This window comes from Streptomyces sp. NBC_00376 (assembly GCF_036077095.1).
Taxonomy (GTDB): Bacteria; Actinomycetota; Actinomycetes; order Streptomycetales; family Streptomycetaceae; genus Streptomyces.
Genome location: NZ_CP107960.1, coordinates 5730038 through 5746721, shown reverse-complemented (window position 1 = coordinate 5746721; position 16684 = coordinate 5730038). Strand labels below are relative to the sequence as shown.

The 16684-nt window shown below is 71.4% G+C and carries 13 protein-coding genes; 11 read left to right on the top strand and 2 right to left on the bottom strand.

Features of this window, described 5'->3' with window-relative positions; translation table 11 throughout:
• The first annotated feature begins 129 nt into the window (after window positions 1–129).
• Entirely contained in the window at window positions 130–3144 is a 3015-nt protein-coding gene (locus tag OG842_RS25845) for a beta-N-acetylglucosaminidase domain-containing protein (RefSeq protein WP_266732971.1), read from the top strand.
• A 56-nt stretch (window positions 3145–3200) separates the two neighbouring features.
• On the opposite strand, the gene OG842_RS25840 is transcribed toward OG842_RS25845, so the two are convergent.
• Window positions 3201–3737: an HNH endonuclease gene (locus tag OG842_RS25840; RefSeq protein ID WP_266732969.1), complete on the bottom strand. Its 537-nt coding sequence runs from the start codon at window positions 3735–3737 to the stop codon at window positions 3201–3203.
• A gap of 320 nt (window positions 3738–4057) precedes the next feature.
• Between OG842_RS25840 and OG842_RS25835 the strand changes: the two genes are divergently transcribed.
• Entirely contained in the window at window positions 4058–5122 is a 1065-nt protein-coding gene (locus tag OG842_RS25835; protein WP_266732968.1) for a mechanosensitive ion channel family protein, read from the top strand.
• A gap of 70 nt (window positions 5123–5192) precedes the next feature.
• Here OG842_RS25835 and OG842_RS25830 read toward each other — a convergent pair whose 3' ends face one another.
• Window positions 5193–5423: a hypothetical protein gene (locus tag OG842_RS25830; RefSeq protein WP_266732966.1), complete on the bottom strand. Its 231-nt coding sequence runs from the start codon at window positions 5421–5423 to the stop codon at window positions 5193–5195.
• A 261-nt stretch (window positions 5424–5684) separates the two neighbouring features.
• Between OG842_RS25830 and OG842_RS25825 the strand changes: the two genes are divergently transcribed.
• The 9 genes from OG842_RS25825 to OG842_RS25785 all read left to right on the top strand — a co-directional run bounded on the left by OG842_RS25825 (window position 5685) and on the right by OG842_RS25785 (window position 16651).
• Window positions 5685–6908, top strand: a complete 1224-nt coding sequence (locus OG842_RS25825; RefSeq protein WP_266732965.1) for an ROK family transcriptional regulator — start codon at window positions 5685–5687, stop codon at window positions 6906–6908.
• Between the two features lie 75 nt (window positions 6909–6983).
• On the top strand, window positions 6984–8318 hold the full coding sequence (locus OG842_RS25820; protein WP_266732963.1) for an ABC transporter substrate-binding protein: 1335 nt from the start codon (window positions 6984–6986) through the stop codon (window positions 8316–8318).
• A gap of 7 nt (window positions 8319–8325) precedes the next feature.
• A complete protein-coding gene (locus tag OG842_RS25815; RefSeq protein WP_124717665.1) occupies window positions 8326–9267 on the top strand; it encodes a carbohydrate ABC transporter permease in 942 nt (313 codons plus the stop codon).
• Between the two features lies 1 nt (window position 9268).
• A complete protein-coding gene (locus OG842_RS25810; protein WP_266732961.1) occupies window positions 9269–10171 on the top strand; it encodes a carbohydrate ABC transporter permease in 903 nt (300 codons plus the stop codon).
• A 3-nt stretch (window positions 10172–10174) separates the two neighbouring features.
• Entirely contained in the window at window positions 10175–11440 is a 1266-nt protein-coding gene (locus tag OG842_RS25805) for a 6-phospho-beta-glucosidase (protein WP_266732960.1), read from the top strand.
• A complete protein-coding gene (locus OG842_RS25800; RefSeq protein ID WP_266732958.1) occupies window positions 11431–12423 on the top strand; it encodes an N-acetylglucosamine kinase in 993 nt (330 codons plus the stop codon). The genes OG842_RS25805 and OG842_RS25800 overlap by 10 nt, the downstream gene beginning before the upstream one ends.
• A gap of 338 nt (window positions 12424–12761) precedes the next feature.
• Window positions 12762–14153, top strand: a complete 1392-nt coding sequence (locus OG842_RS25795) for a hypothetical protein (protein ID WP_401874090.1) — start codon at window positions 12762–12764, stop codon at window positions 14151–14153.
• Window positions 14154–14179: 26 nt separating this feature from the next.
• The gene (locus OG842_RS25790) at window positions 14180–15223 is read left to right on the top strand and encodes a glutamate ABC transporter substrate-binding protein (RefSeq protein WP_266732957.1); all 1044 of its coding nucleotides are present in this window, start codon (window positions 14180–14182) and stop codon (window positions 15221–15223) included.
• Between the two features lie 105 nt (window positions 15224–15328).
• On the top strand, window positions 15329–16651 hold the full coding sequence (locus OG842_RS25785) for a hypothetical protein (RefSeq protein WP_266732955.1): 1323 nt from the start codon (window positions 15329–15331) through the stop codon (window positions 16649–16651).
• Window positions 16652–16684 lie beyond the last annotated feature (33 nt).

The window sequence follows — 16684 nt, the reverse complement described above, 5'->3', positions numbered from 1 at the left end:
CACACCACCCACGCGCATTGACACCCTCGCGCGCGGGTGGTGGGCTCGGAGCCCACCAGCCGGAACGCCGGAGACCAGCGGCGGAACGGGAAGCGCCGGGGACCAGCGGCGGGAACGAGGGAGACGGGGATGCGGCTCAGGCGCGGAAAGCAGGCGGCGGCCATCGCGGTCGCGGTGCTCGGCGGACTGCTCTCCACGGGAACCCCGGCCGCCGTCGCGGCCCCTTCGGCACCCGGCTCCCCCGCCGTCACCACCCCCGACCGCGCGGACGACGGCGGGCTGCCCGCCGTATGGCCCCGGCCGCAGTCCATCGAGGCCGCCGGAACTTCCGTACCGCTCTCGGCCGAGGTCACCCTCGTCGCCGACGCGCACGCCGATCCGTACGCGGTCGACGCGCTCCGGCGCATCCTGCGGGACGCGGGCGTGCGGACCGTCCACGGGGCCATGCCCGGCCGCGGCCCGGTCATCAGGCTCGGCGGCGACGGCGCCCGCGACGCGCTGCGCACGCTGCACGCCTCCGAGCGCGGCGACCTGCCCTCCGGGGGCTACCGGATCGCGGTCGGCCGGGTCGCGGGCCGGGACACCGTCGCGGTGGACGGTGTCGGCGAGGACGGCCTCTTCCACGGCGTGCAGACCCTGCGTCAGCTGATCCGGGACGGAAGCGTCGCCGGGGTCACCGTCAGGGACTGGCCGGGCACCGCCGTGCGCGGGATGACCGAGGGCTTCTACGGGCAGCCGTGGACCCGCGAGGAGCGGCTGGCCCAGATCGGCTTCATGGGGCGCACGAAGCAGAACAGGTATCTGTACGCGGCGGGCGACGACCCGTACCGCCAGGCCCGTTGGCGCGACCCCTACCCGGCCGACCGGCGTGCCGACTTCCGGGCACTGGCCGAGCGGGCCCGCGCCGAGCACGTGACGCTCGGCTGGGCCGTCGCCCCCGGCCAGGCCATGTGCATGTCGTCGGCCGGCGACGTGAAGGCGCTGACGAAGAAGCTCGACGCGATGTGGGCGCTGGGCGTGCGGGTCTTCCAGCTCCAGTTCCAGGACGTCAGCTACAGCGAATGGCACTGCGACAGCGACGCCGACACCTTCGGCAGCGGCCCGCAGGCGGCGGCCAGGGCGCAGGCGCGGGTGGCCGGCGAGGTGGCGCGGCACCTCGCGGAGCGGTATCCGGGTTCGCAGCCGCTGTCGGTGATGCCGACGGAGTTCTACCAGGACGGGTCCACCGACTACCGCGAGGCGCTCGCCGCGGAGCTGGACGACCGGGTCCAGATCGCCTGGACCGGTGTCGGGGTCGTACCGAAGACCATCACCGGCGGGGAACTGGCCGGCGCCCGCGCCGCGTTCGGGCACCCGCTGGTCACGATGGACAACTACCCCGTCAACGACTACGCCCAGGACCGGATATTCCTCGGCCCGTACACCGGCCGGGACCCGGCGGTGGCCACCGGTTCCGCGGCACTGCTCGCCAACGCGATGGAGCAGCCGTCCGCGTCCCGCATTCCGCTGTTCACCGCCGCCGACTTCGCCTGGAACCCGAAGGGTTACCAACCGCAGGAGTCCTGGCAGGCGGCGATCGACGACCTTGCGGGCGGTGACGCGCGTACCAGGGAGGCACTGCGCGCGCTGGCCGGGAACAGCGCGGCATCGGTGCTGGGCGGTGACGAGTCCGCGTATCTGCGGCCGCTGCTGGCCGCGTTCTGGAAGACCCGTGCGGCGCACGACACCACGGCGCGGGACGACGCGGCGCGCGGGCTGCGGGAGGCGTTCACCGTGATGCGGGAGGCGCCGCAGCGGCTGAAGGGCCTGGCGGACGGGCGTCTGGACGGCGAAGTGCGGCCGTGGACGGAGCAGTTGTCCCGGTACGGCCGGGCGGGTGAGCTGGCGGTGGATCTGCTCCAGGCCCAGTCGCGCGGCGACGGCGCCGCCGCCTGGAAGGCCTCGCTGGCCCTGGAGCCGCTGCGCAAGGCCGCGAAGGCGGACGGCGCGACGGTCGGCAAGGGGGTGCTGGGCCCGTTCCTGGACCGGGTGCGCCGGGAGGCGGACGCCTGGACTGGCGCGGACCGCGACGCCGGTACGGTCACGAAGGCTCCGGGCAGCCACACGGTCCGGCTGGACCGGGCCCGCCCGGTGGAAGCCGTGACGGCGATGACCCTGCCCGACGGCGGCACGGTGGCCGGCGCGGCGCTGGAGGCCCATGTGCCCGGCGAGGGCTGGCGCCGCCTGGGCGCGTTGTCGGAGAGCGGCTGGACCCAGACGGCGGGCAACGGGCTGCGGGCCGACGCGATACGGATCAGCTGGCCCACGGGCGGCCCGGCGATGCCCCCGATCATCTCCCGCACGGTGGCGCCGATGGCCCCGGGAGCCGGCGCCCCGGGAAGCGCCCCGCTGCCGGCTCCCCGGGTGCACGCGCTCGTGCCCTGGTTCGGCGACGAGCCCGCGGCCCGGCTCGATCTGGCGCGCGGTGAGACGGACGCCGAGATCGGCGGCGGTCCGCAGCGGGTCGAGGCACGCCTGGCCGCCCGGCGCCCCGCCGAGGTGCGGGGCGCGCTCACCGCGCAGGCGCCCAAGGGCATCAAGGTGGCCATCCCGAAGCAGACGAGGGTGGCGCGCGGTTCCCGTACCGATGTCCCCGTCGAGATCACGGTCCCGGCGGGCACCCCGGCCGGGGAGTACGAGGTGCCCTTCAGCTTCGGCGACGAGCGCAGCACGCTCACCGTCCGGGCGTTCCCGCGCACCGCGGGCCCCGATCTGCTGCGTACCGCCACCGCGTCCTCGTCCGGCGACGAGACCCCGGACTTCCCGGCGTCGGCCGCCGCCGACGGCGATCCGGAGACCCGCTGGTCCTCCCCGGTCGAGGACAACGCCTGGTGGCAGGCGGAACTGCCCCGGACCGCCCGGATCGGCCGGGTGGTGCTGCACTGGCAGGACGCGTACGCCACCCGCTACCGGCTCCAGGTCTCCTCGGACGGCCGCAGCTGGCGCACGGCGGCGACCGTCCGGGACGGCAGGGGCGGGCGCGAGTCGGTCCGGATGGACGCGAAGGACGCCCGCTACCTCAGGGTCCAGGGCGATGCCCGGGGCAGCGAGTTCGGCTACTCGCTCTGGTCGGTGGAGGCTTACGCCGTCGCCGCAACGGAGTAGCGGCGGAGCGGCGATCCGGGCCTTCGACGTCCCAGGGACGACAAAGGCCCGGATCCCTAGGCAGAAATGCCGTCGATCCGGGCCATGGCGTCGTCCGCGCCGAACGGTTGCAAGTACGGCAACCAGCGCGGGTCACGGTGTCCCGTGCCGATGATCCGCCAGGCGAGGCCGGTCGGCGGGGCGGGTTGCTGGTGCAGCCGCCAGCCGAGCTCCGGCAGATGCCGGTCCGCCTTGACGTGGTTGCAGCGGCGGCAGGCCGCCACCACGTTGTCCCAGGCGTGCTGTCCGCCGCGGCTGCGCGGAATCACGTGGTCGACGCTGGTCGCGGCGGCGCCGCAGTACATGCAGCGCCCCCCGTCCCGGGCGAACAGCGCCCTGCGGGTCAGCGGTACGGGCCCCCGGTAGGGAACCCGTACGAACCGCTTCAGGCGGACGACGCTGGGGGCCGGGACGGCCCGGGTGGCACTGTGCATGAGGGCGCCGGTCTCCTCCAGGCAGATGGCCTTGTTTTCGAGGACGAGGACGAGCGCGCGGCGGAGCGGTACGACGCCGAGCGGCTCGTACGACGCGTTGAGAACCAGGACATGCGGCACGGTGGATGCCTCCTTGTACGCCGGCGGCGCGTGGCTCGCGCCGGGACGATCCGATCTCAGTCTCTACTCCTGCCTGGTCGGAGCGCCACCACGTGCGGGTAACGGGCCGGGAGGATTTTTCTCCCGGCCACCTGCCGCGGACGGGCCCGCCGGGTGTGCGATCGGCCACAGAAGGCCGCCGCAGGTACCGTCCCGCCGCCGCTCATCGCCCCCGGTATCCCCCGGTTGAGGCGTTTCTCGCCGCTCTGTCGGGGCAACGGAACATTCCCGATGCCCCGTTAGTGTGGTCGGACGGCCGTCGCCCATCTGGAGGTCCCACCGTGTCCCTGTCCGCCCTGTTGGCCGCAGCCCCGTCACCCGGGCCCGGCAGCTCGTTCGACGAAGCCGCCAAACAGGCCGGCGACGCCGCGGGCTGGGTGGAGGAGAATTGGTCCACCTGGCTGAACACCGGCCTGCGCATCATCCTCATCGCGGCGATCGCGATCGCGTTGCGGATCGCGATCCGGCGTGCTCTCACCAAACTCATAGAACGGATGAACCGCAGCGCCCAGGCGGTGGAGGGCACCGCGCTCGGCGGGCTGCTGGTCAACGCCGAACGCCGCCGTCAGCGCTCGGAGGCGATCGGTTCGGTACTCCGCTCGGTCGCTTCGTTCCTGATCCTCGGCACGGCCGCCCTGATGATCCTGGGCGCCTTCCAGATCAACCTGGCCCCGCTGCTGGCCTCCGCCGGTGTGGCCGGCGTGGCGCTCGGTTTCGGTGCGCGCAACCTGGTCACCGACTTCCTCTCCGGTGTCTTCATGATCCTGGAGGACCAGTACGGCGTGGGCGACACCGTCGACGCGGGCGTCGCCTCCGGCGAGGTCATAGAGGTCGGCCTGCGGGTCACGAAGCTGCGCGGCGACAACGGTGAGATCTGGTACGTCCGCAACGGCGAGGTGAAGCGGATCGGCAACCTCAGCCAGGGCTGGTCGACGGCCGGCGTCGACGTGACGGTGCGCCCCACCGAGGACCTCGACAAGGTCCGTACGGTGATCACCGAGGCCGCCACGGCCATGGCCAAGGAAGACCCCTGGAACGAGCGGCTGTGGGGCCCCGTGGAGATCCTGGGCCTGGACGCCGTGCTCCTGGACTCGATGACGGTCCGGCTGAGCGCGAAGACGATGCCGGGCAAGGCGCTGGGCGTGGAGCGCGAACTGCGCTGGCGGATCAAGCGGGCCTTCGACGAGGCGGGCATCCGCATCGTCGGCGGCGTCCCGGCCCAGGCGGACGAGCCCAGCAAGGCCGACCCGTCGGCCTCCATGGCCGCCCCGTCGGCCTACGCCTCGACCACCTCGCCCCAGTCGCTGGCCACGGCCCCGATCACCCCGCCGAACATCTCGAAGTAGCCGACCGGAAAGCAGTTGAGGGGCACCCACGCATCTTGTGGGTGCCCCTTCCGCTGCTCCGGACCCCGGGTCAGGTCGGCGCCTTGAACCCGTCGCCACGGCCGGCACCGCCCACGCCGACCGGAATCCCGGCTCCCGAAACCGATTCCGGGGCACAGACCGGGTAGGCGACGACGATGCCGTCCCCCTCCGTCCGGAAACCGGACTTCATCGGCACCGGACCGTTCGTCAACACACAGGACGAGAGCGAGCCGACTGCCGTCGACGGCAGCACCGCGGCAAGCACCAGCTTTCCGGTCAAGGCCCGCAGCGGTGGTCGCCGTCGGCGTAATCCGCCGCCTCCTCGCGCCTGTTCCGGCACGGGTCCCCCTCCCGAAGCCCGGCTGAAGCAGGTCGCCCCCTATTGCCGCTCGTACAGAATGCCCGCCACGGACCCGGAGCGCGCCCCCTCAAGTAACACTTTGGCCACCACAGCGATGCGGACCATTGACGCACCGGCAACCGCGCCATACGGTCCTCACCGAATAGGAAACTTTCCTAACAGAGGGCAGGTGCAGTGCTCATGGCCGGAACCACACCGGGTACCCCCCGCGTTCTGCGGGCCATGAACGACCGGGCCGCCCTCGATCTGCTGCTGGAGCACGGCCCCCTCTCGCGGACCAGGATCGGGAAGCTGACCGGGCTCTCCAAGCCGACCGCCTCGCAGTTGCTGGCGCGGCTGGAGGCGGCCGGGCTGGTCGTCGCGACCGGGACGGTGGCGGGGCGGCCGGGGCCCAACGCGCAGTTGTACGGGGTGAACGCGCGGGCCGCCCATGTCGCGGGGCTGGATGTGAACGCGCGCCGGATCGTCGCCGCCGTCGCCGATGTGACCGGGCAGACGGTCGGGGAGTTCGAGCTGCGTACCCCGGGGCGGCGGGCCGACAGTGTGGTGCGGCAGGTGGCGGAGGCGCTGGACGGGGCGGTGAAGGACGCCGGGCTCACCCGTTCCGATGTGCACCGGGTCGTCATCGGCACCCCGGGCGCCTTCGACCCCGGTACCGGGCGGCTGCGGTACGCCTCGCACCTGCCTGGCTGGCACTCCCCCACGCTGCTGGAGGAGCTGGCCGCCTTCCTGCCGATGCCGGTGGAGTACGAGAACGACGTGAACCTGGTCGCGGTGGCCGAGCAGCGGCTGGGCGCGGCGCGGGGGCACGACGACTTCGTCCTGCTGTGGAACGAGGAGGGGCTCGGTGCCGCCCTCGTCATCAACGGACGGCTGCACCGCGGTTTCACCGGGGGCGCCGGCGAGGTCGGTTTCCTGCCGGTGCCGGGCGCCCCGCTGGTCCGTCAGGTCACCAAGGTGAACGCGGGCGGCTTCCAGGAACTGGCCGGCGCCCAGGTGCTGTCCCAGCTGGGCCGGGAACTCGGCATCGACGACGAGCTGATCCGCGGCTCCGGCACCCACCACGAGGTCGCGGCCCGGCTGCTCACCCGCGCCGCCGAGGCCGCGGAGGCCGGCGAGGACGGCCCGTACGTCCAGCTCCTCGACCGGTTCGCCACCGGGCTCGCGACCGGACTCGCCTCCATGGTCGCCGTGCTCGACCCGGAGATCGTCGTACTGTCCGGCGAGGTCATCGCAGCCGGCGGGGAGCAGCTGCGCTGCCGGGTGGAGTCCGAGCTCACCCAGCTGGCGGCCTCCCGGCCCCGGCTGATCGCCGGGGACGTGACGCACCGCCCCGTACTGCGCGGCGCGTTGGAGAGCGCCCTCGCCACCACCCGCGACGAGGTCTTCGACACGTCCCGCTGACACCGATTCCTGTCGGCCCGTTCCCGTTCCCTTCCTCCGTATCCCCCCGCCCCATTCCTCCACCGGGAGACCGCCATGTCCGGAAACCGCCGGAAGACGGCCGCCGCGCTCGCCGCGACCGCCGCCATATCTCTGCTCGCCTCGGCCTGTACGGGGCAGAGCAACGGTGCCAGTGATGACCCGTCCAAGGAGACGACCATCAACTTCTGGCACGGCTGGAACTCCCCGAACGAGGTCGCGGGAATCCGGGCGACGGTCGACGCCTTCGAGAAGGCGCACCCCAACATCCATGTGAAGGTCATCGGCGACATGACCGACGACAAGATCAACCAGGCACTGCGGGCGGGCGGTTCGAACGCCCCGGACGTCGTCTCGTCGTTCACCACGAACAATGTCGGCAAGTTCTGCTCGTCGAAGGCGTTCGTCGATCTCGACCCCTTCCTGAAGAAGGACGGGATCGACCCGGACAAGACCTTCCCCAAGGCGATGAACGAGTACACCCAGTTCGACGGGGTGCGCTGCACCGTGCCGCTGCTCGGTGACGCGTACGGCCTCTACTACAACAAGGACGCCTTCGAGAAGGCCGGGATCACGAGGCCGCCGAGGACCTGGTCGGAGCTGGCCGAGGACGCCAAGAAGCTGACGAAGACCAAGGGCGACTCGTACGAGCGGCTCGGTTTCATGCCGAACTACCACGGCTACGAGACGACGACCGAGCACTACCTCGGCGCCTGGGACCCGAAGTACTTCGACGCGGACGGCAAGTCGAACATCGCCAAGGACCCGTCGTTCGCCGCCATGCTCACGACCCAGAAGAAGCTGGTCGACGACCTGGGCGGCTACGAGAAGCTGGAGAAGTACCGCACGTCGTTCGGTGACGAGTGGGGCGCCAAGCACCCGTTCCACACCGGCCAGGTCGCCATGCAGCTGGACGGCGAGTGGCGGCTCGGGATGGCCGAGGAGACCAAGCCGAAGTTCGAGATCGGCGTCGCCCCGATGCCCGTCGCCGACGACGAGGCCGACACCTACGGCAAGGGCTATCTGACCGGCACCATCGCCGGTATCGCCGCCACCTCGAAGAAGCAGAACGCGGCCTGGGAGCTGGTGAAGTTCATGACGACCGACACCGACGCCGTGGTGAATTTCGCCAATGCCATCCACAATGTGCCCTCCACCCTGGCGGCGCTGAAGTCGCCGAAGCTGAAGTACGACCCGCGGTTCAAGACCTTCCTCGACATCGCCGCGGACCCGAAGAGCACCACCACCCCGCCCTCGGTGAACGGCGGCGCGTACCTGACGTCCCTGCAGAACCTCGGATTCGACATCGAGAAGGGCAAGCAGAAGGACATCGAGGCGGGTCTGGAGAAGACCGCCAAGGAGATCGACGCAGCCATCGCGCAGGCGAAGTAGCGCCGCGATGACCACCTACACACTCCGTGCGAAGCGCCGCCGGTCGGCGCTTCGGACAGCGGCCTTCATGTCGCCGTGGCTGATCGGGTTCTGCGTCTTCTTCGCCTACCCGCTGATCTCCACCGTCTACTTCTCCTTCACCTCGTACGACGGTTTCACGGCCCCCGAGTTCAGCGGGCTGAAGAACTGGTCGTTCGTCTTCAACGACTACCCGCTGTTCTGGCCGGCGCTGCGCAACACGCTCTGGCTGGTCGTGGTCATGGTCACCTGCCGGGTGGTGTTCGGCCTCGGTGTCGGGCTGCTGATCACGAAGATCAAGACGGGTGCCGGGGTCTTCCGGACCCTGTTCTACCTGCCCTACCTGGCCCCGCCGGTCGCGGCGACCCTCGGCTTCGTCTTCCTGCTCAACCCGGGTACCGGGCCGGTCAATTCGATCCTCGGCGAGATCGGGCTGCCCACGCCCGGCTGGTTCACCGACGCCGCCTGGTCCAAGCCGGCCCTGACCGCGCTCGCGGTCTGGGGGGTGGGCGACCTGATGGTGATCTTCATGGCCGCGCTGCTCGACGTACCGAAGGAACAGTACGAGGCGGCGGAGCTGGACGGGGCGACCGCGTTCCAGCGGTTCCGCTTCGTCACCCTGCCGAACATCTCGCCGATCATCCTGTTCGCGGTGGTCACCGGGATCATCCAGACGATGCAGTACTACACCCAGCCGTTCGTGGCCGGGAAGGTCGCCTCGGGCGTGATGGGCGGCTCCGGGCAGCAGTTCGAACCGGGCTATCCCGACAAGTCGACACTGACGCTGCCGCAGGTCGTCTACAACCTCGGTTTCCAGCGCTTCGACTACGGCTCCGCCTGCGTGGTCGCGCTCGTTCTCTTCGTACTCGCCATGGCGTTCACCGCACTGCTGATGCGGCGCCGCAGCGGACTGATCCAGGCAGGTGAGTGACGTGGCGCAGACTCTCGACGCCGTGAAGACGGCCGGCCCCGCGACCGGCCCGGCCACCCCGGCCGAACGCGTCGCGCGGCGCAAGTCGCTGCTGAACTGGATCGCGGTGCACGCGCTCGGCGTCGCCGCCGCGCTCTTCTTCGTGCTGCCGTTCGTCTTCCTCCTGCTCACCTCGCTGATGAGCGACCAGCAGGCGCTGACCCGCGAGCTGTGGCCGCACCCCTTCGAGTGGAGCAACTACCGGCGGGTCTTCGAGACCGACGGCTTCCTGACCTGGTGGCGCAACACCCTGCTGTACGCGGGGCTCGGCACCGTCCTCACGGTCGTCTCGTCGCTGCCCGTGGCCTACGCGCTCGCCAAGTTCCGCTTCCGCGGCCGGCATCTGTCGCTGATGCTGGTCATCTCGATGATGATGCTGCCGCCGCAGGTCGTCGTCATCCCGATGTATCTGTTCTGGGCCAAGCAGCTGGACATGTCCGGCACGCTCTGGCCGCTGATCATCCCGATGGCGTTCGGCGACGCGTTCTCCATCTTCCTGCTGCGGCAGTTCCTGCTGACCATCCCGAACGAGTACCTCGACGCGGCGAAGGTCGACGGCTGCGGCGAGTTCCGCACCCTGATGCGCGTCGTGGTGCCGATGGCCAAGCCGGGCATCGCCGCCGTCGCCCTCTTCCAGTTCTTCTACGCCTGGAACGACTACTTCGGCCCGCAGATCTACGCGTCGGAGAACCCCGCTGCCTGGACGCTCAGTTACGGCCTGGACTCCTTCAAGAGCGCACACCACACCGACTGGAACCTGACCATGGCCGCGACCGTACTGGTCATGGCCCCCGTGATCCTCGTCTTCTTCTTCGCACAGAAGGCATTCGTCGAGGGCGTCACACTGACCGGAGTAAAGGGCTGACCTATGAAGCTCGCAGTAGTTGGTGGCGGGTCCACCTACACACCTGAACTGATCGACGGTTTCGCCCGGTTGCGGGACACGCTGCCCATCGAGGAGCTGGTGCTCGTCGACCCGGCGGCCGACCGCCTGGAGCTCGTCGGCGGCCTCGCCCGGCGGATCTTCGCCAAGCAGGGCCACCCGGGGAGGATCGTCACCACCTCCGACCTGGACGCGGGCGTCGCCGACGCCGACGCGGTCCTGCTCCAGCTGCGCGTCGGCGGCCAGGCCGCCCGCAACCAGGACGAGACCTGGCCGCTGGAGTGCGGCTGCGTCGGCCAGGAGACCACCGGCGCCGGCGGCCTCGCCAAGGCGATGCGCACCGTGCCGGTCGTCCTGGACATCGCCGAGCGGGTCCGCCGCACCAACCCGGACGCCTGGATCATCGACTTCACCAACCCGGTCGGCATCGTCACCCGGGCGCTGCTCCAGGCCGGCCACAAGGCCGTCGGCCTGTGCAACGTGGCGATCGGCTTCCAGCGCAAGTTCGCGCGGCTGCTCGACGTCACCCCCGGCGAGGTGCACCTCGACCATGTCGGGCTCAACCACCTGACCTGGGAGCTCGGGGTGCGCCTCGGCGGCCCGGACGGCGAGAACGTGCTGCCGAAGCTGCTCGCCGAGCACGGCGACGCGATCGCGGACGATCTGCGCATGCCCCGGGCGATCACCGACCGGCTCGGCGTCGTCCCCTCGTACTACCTGCGGTACTTCTACGCGCACGACGCGGTCGTGCGGGAGCTCGGCACCAAGCCGTCCCGGGCCGCCGAGGTCGCCGCGATGGAGAAGGAACTGCTCGCCATGTACGGCGACCCGGCGCTTGACGAGAAGCCCGCGCTGCTCGCCAAGCGGGGCGGCGCCTTCTACTCGGAGGCGGCCGTGGACCTGGCGTCCTCGCTGCTCGGCTCGGGCGGCTCGGCGGTGCAGGTGGTCAACACGTACAACCGGGGCACCCTGCCGTTCCTGCCGGACGACGCGGTGATCGAGGTGCAGGCCCGGGTCGACGGCACGGGCGCGACGCCGCTCGCCGTTCCCGAGCTGGACCCGCTGTACGCCGGTCTGATCGCCAATGTGACGGCGTACGAGGACCTCGCCCTGGAGGCCGCACTGCGCGGCGGCCGGGACCGGGTGTTCAAGGCGCTGCTCGCGCACCCGTTGATCGGGCAGTTCGAGTACGCCGAGGCGCTCACCGACAAGCTGATCGCGCACAACCGGGAGCACCTGGCGTGGGCGTGAACGCTTCGGTCCTCGCGATCGACGCGGGGAACAGCAAGACCGACGTGGCGCTGATCGGCGCGGACGGAACGGTGCTTTCGACGGTCCGGGGCGGCGGCTTCCAGCCGCCGGCGGTGGGTGTCGAGGCGGCCGTCGACGTCCTCGGCGCGGCCGTCGACCGGGCGCTGGAGCTGTCCGGCGAATCCGGCCGATCCGGCCGACCGTTCAGCCCCGTCGCGCACGTGTCCGCCTGTCTCGCCAACGCCGACCTTCCGGTGGAGGAGGAACAGCTGGCCGCGGCGCTGCGCGCGCGGGGCTGGGGCGCCACCGTCGAGGTGCGCAACGACACCTTCGCGATACTGCGCGCGGGGGTGGACGAGCCGCGCGGTGTGGCCGTGGTCTGCGGCGCGGGGATCAACTGCGTGGGCATGGTGCCGGACGGGCGGACCGCGCGGTTCCCCGCCATAGGCCGGATCTCCGGTGACTGGGGCGGCGGCGCGGGGCTGGCCGAGGAGGCCATGTGGTTCGCCGCGCGGGCCGAGGACGGGCGCGGTGAGCCGACCGAGCTGGTCCGTACGCTGCCGGGGCACTTCGGGCTCGGCTCGATGTACGCGCTGATCGAGGCGCTGCATCTGGGCCGGGTCGAGTTCGAGCGCCGGCACGAGCTGGCCCCGGTGCTCTTCGCGACCGCGGCGGCCGGGGACCCGGTGGCTGGGGCGCTGGTGGACCGGCTGGCCGAGGAGGTCGTCGCGATGGCCTCGGTCGCGCTGGGCCGGCTCGATCTGCTGGACGAGGAGGCGCCGGTGGTGCTGGGCGGCAGCGTACTGGCGGCCCGCCACCCACAGTTGGACGCGAGGATCTCCGAACTCCTCGCGGTGCGGGCCCCGAAGGCGGAGCTCCGGGTGGTGGCCCAGCCGCCGGTGCTGGGGGCCGCGCTGCTCGGCCTGGACCACACGGGCGCGGCGGCCACGGTGCACGAGAGGCTGCGCGCACAGTACGGCTGACATGTCGTTCGCGTTCCAAGGGGCGTTCCACGGTGCTTTCGCGCCGCGGGACGCCCCTTGCGCACGGGAACCGATCAGTTGTCCCGGACGTGTTCATGAGTGGGGAGATCGGCCCGCATCGGGTACTGGTCCGCCGATCGTCTTGATCGGCGGCGCAGGCCTTGATCGAATGCAGGTGACCGCAATCGGATGTGTGATCGCATCGCATCCGTGGGCCGATGCAGAATCCGGACGTTCCAGGTGTGGACGTCGGTCCCTGCGGCCATACTTCATGGCCGGGCACCAGCCCCCGATCGGCCGGGGGCGGGGCCACCGTCAGTGACCGAGGGGGAGGTCGAGTGACATACCCGCCGAGTGTGCGCACGGCGCCGGAACACGAGCAGGCGCAGCCGCCCGCGCCCGCGACCGTACCCGCTCCGCAGCAGCGCGGTGTGCTGTCCATGACCGCCGACCGGGTGCGGGCCGCGGCCACCACCGAGCCCGGCAGGCTCCAGATCATCGGGGCCGTGCTGGCCCTGCTCGTCGTCGCGTTCGGGGCCGTGACGGCGTTCGAGGTCGCCGACCGCGAGTCCGCCGCCGGTGACGTGGTGGGCCGCAGCCAGCCGCTGAGCGCCGACGCGGCGGCCGTCTACCGCTCGCTGGCCGATGCCGACACCGCGGCTGCGAGCGGCTTCCTGGCGGGGGCGCAGGAGCCGCGCGATGTCCACGACCAGTACGAGCGGGACATCAAGGAGGCGTCCCGGCTGCTGGTGAAGGCCGCCGCCAACACGGACGCGGCGACGAAGTCCGGGCAGGAGATCACCACGCTCAACGTGGAACTCCCCCGCTACACGGGCCTGATCGAGCGGGCCCGCGCCAACAACCGGCAGGGTCTGCCGCTGGGCGGCGCCTATCTCCGGTACGCCAACCAGAAGATGAGCAACGTGCTGCTGCCGGCCGCCGAGCGGCTGTACGCGGCGGAGACCGGCCGGCTCGGCGAGGACAACGACTCGGCGCGGACCCTGCCCTTCCTCTCGCTGGGGCTCGGTGTGGTGGCGCTGGCCGGGCTGGTCTGGGCGCAGCGGCGCAACTACCGCAGGACGAACCGGGTCTTCAACCACGGGCTGCTCGTGGCGACCGCCGCGTCCACCGTGATCCTGCTGTGGCTGGCCGTGGGGCACACGGTGGCCCGGTCCCAGCTGAATGCCGCGGATGTGAACGGGCAGCAGTCCCTCGATGTGCTCAACCACGCGCGGATCGACTCGCTGAAGGCCCGCGCCAATGAGAACCTCACGCTGGTCGCCCGTGGTGCGGTGCTCACCCCGGACGGCAAGAACGACAAGTACGAGACGGACTACAACACGGGCATGAAGGCACTCGGCGAGGAGCTGGGGAAGGCCGGGGGGCTCGCGGACGACGCCCGGGGAAGCGATCCGGTGAAGGCCGCCTCCGCCGCCGTCACCGAGTGGCAGGAACGTCACCGGGCCGCCCGCACCACCGACGACAACGGTGACTACGAGGGTGCCCTGAAGCAGATCGTCGGGCCCGAGAAGTCGACGGGTGAGTCGTTCCAGCAGGTGGACGACGCGCTGGCGAAGGCACTAGCCCATGAGCAGGACCAGTTCACCCGGGCCGCCGAGGACGGGCGCGGGGCGCTGTGGGGACTGTCGGCCGGGGCCGCCGTGCTGGCCGTGCTGGGCGCCGCCGCGGCGATCATCGGGATCAACCGCAGGCTCTCGGAGTACCGATGAGCGGGGGAGCGATGAAAGGAGGAGCGATGACCAGGAAGCGCATGGGCGCATGGTCGGCCCGGGTCAGGCTGCGCGGCTGGGGCGGAGTGACAGCCATGGCCGCGGCCTGCGCCGTGACGGCCTCGCTCACCCTGCTGCCGCTCTCCCACGGCGGCGCCGACGCCTTCATCGGGGACCTCGCGGGCCAGGGCACCTCACAGGCCGTCCAGGCCAAGGCCGACGACTGCACGGACCCGGAGGCGAGCCTCCCGCCCTCGTCCGCCGACGGTCCGAGCATCGAGAAGATCAAGAAGCGCGGGAAGCTGATCGCGGGGGTCGACCAGAACAGCTTCCGCTGGGGATACCGCAATCCGGAGAACCGTCAGATCGAAGGCTTCGACATCGATCTGGTGCGGGCCATCGCCGAGAACATCCTGAACGACCGCGACGCGGTGATCTTCCGGGCCATTCCCACCAACAAGCGGGCCGAGCTCCTGGCGAACGGCAAGGTCGATGTCGTCGTCCGCACGATGACGATCAACTGCAAGCAGGCCCGGAAGGTCTCGTTCTCCACCGCCTACTTCCAGGCCGGACAACAGGTCCTCGCACCGAAGGAATCGTCGATCACCGGGTACGACAAGTCCCTGGCCGGCAAGCGCGTCTGCACCGCCAACGGCTCCACCGCCTACGACGCGCTGAAGAAGCAGTCGTTCGGCGCGGTCTTCGAGGACCCGCACGACGGCACCGCCGCGGACGAGAACCAGCTCACCGTCCCCAACCAGCTGGACTGCCTGGTGCGGTTGCAGATGGGTGAGGTCGACGCGGTGGTCACGGACAACGCCCTGGCGGCCGGACAGGCGGCCCAGGACCCGGCGGTCGAGCTGAAGGGCGACAAGCCGTTCACCACCGAGTACTACGGTGTGGCGGCGAAGCTCGGGGCCGACGATCTGGTGGCCCGGGTCAACCAGGTGCTGGTCGACTACCGCAGTGGTGGTGCGAAGAGCGCCTGGATGCTGTCGTACCAGGATTGGTTGGAGGCCGGGCTGCCGGGGATAAAGGGACCGCCGGCCCCGAAGTACCGGAGCAACTGACGGTCGGTCCGTCCGGGTGTGCGCGACGGCGCGGACCCCGGCCGGTGAGGCAGTGGCACTGATCCTGCCGGGTACGTCCCGGCAGTAAGAGCGGAGAGGTGATCGATGGGCGCGGGCCCCTTCCCCGGCTATGCGGCCAGGCCCCCCGGCCCGGTCATGGACCGGGACGAGGCGGACCGCGCGCTGGCCCGGCTCGGCGCGGAGCACGAGGCGATCGAGACCTCGCTGCTCGCCCTGCAGGACCACGCGGGCCGCCGGCTCCTGGAGGGCGCCGAGCTGACCGGCGTCACCAGGGAACGCTGGGCCTCCACGGAGCAGTCGATCACGCTGCTGTGGGGGTATTTCGACGCCTACGCGGGGGCGCTCGACCGGGCCCGTTCGGTGCGGGCCCGCCGCCGCTATCCCAACCGGGACGACCTGCTGGCCCTCACCGAGCTGCTGCGCGGCCAGGGCGTCACCGTGGCGCACGCGGCGGCCCGCCCCGATCCCTCGGTCAACGGTCCGGCCAAGCTCTCCGAGCGGTTCACGCTGGAGGAGCTGGTCTCCCGGATGAACGAGCTGTACGCCCGCTCGCTGGACATGGTCGTCGCCTCCGACTCCGTGTGGTCCGCGCTGCCCGCCCGGATAGATCTGCTCGCCGCCGAGCTGCACCGCACCCGCTCGCTGGCGCACTCCGTGGGAGTACGGCCCGGTGAGCACCCGGCGGGCGACGACCTGGCGGCGATCACCCAGGAGCTGACCACGCTGCGGGCGCAGGTGATCTCCGATCCCCTCGCGTTCTGGCTGCCGGGGCCCGGCAGTTCGGCGCCCGGCGGCGGCCGCCCCGACACGACGCGCTACGACCGGGCGGCCCGCGCCCTGGACGACGTACGCCGTGAGATCGAGGCGGTGCTCGCGGTCCGGCAGGACGCCGAGCAGCGCCTGGTCCAGCTGCGCGACGTGCTCTCCCGCGCGGACCGCACCCTGACCGAGGCCCGGTCGGCGCGCGGTGAGGTGCTGGCGAAGATCGCGGCCTCCGAGGTGCCCGCGGTCAGCGGCCCGGCGACGGTGCTCCAGGAACGGCTGGCCGCCGCCTCGGAGTACCGCAGGCACGCCCAGTGGCACCGGCTGTCCCCGCTCCTGGAGACGCTGGAGCGGGAGGCGGAGGAGGAATTGCTGCGGGCCCGCGAGTCGTTGACCGCGGTCACCGCCCCGCTGGCGGTACGGGCGGAGCTGCGCGGCAGGCTCGACGCGTACAAGGCGAAGGTCGCCCGGCACGGGCTGGCCGAGGACCCGCTGCTGATCGAGCGGTACGACGCGGCGCGCCGGATGCTGTGGAGCGCGCCGTGCGATCTGCGGGTCGCCGGACAGGCGGTGCTGCGCTACCAGGAGGCGGCGGCCGAGCTGCTTTCCCAGCGCCGGGCACCGGGGCCGGAGGACCGGCGATGACCACGGATGTGTGCAAGGTGGCAGGGCCGTTGC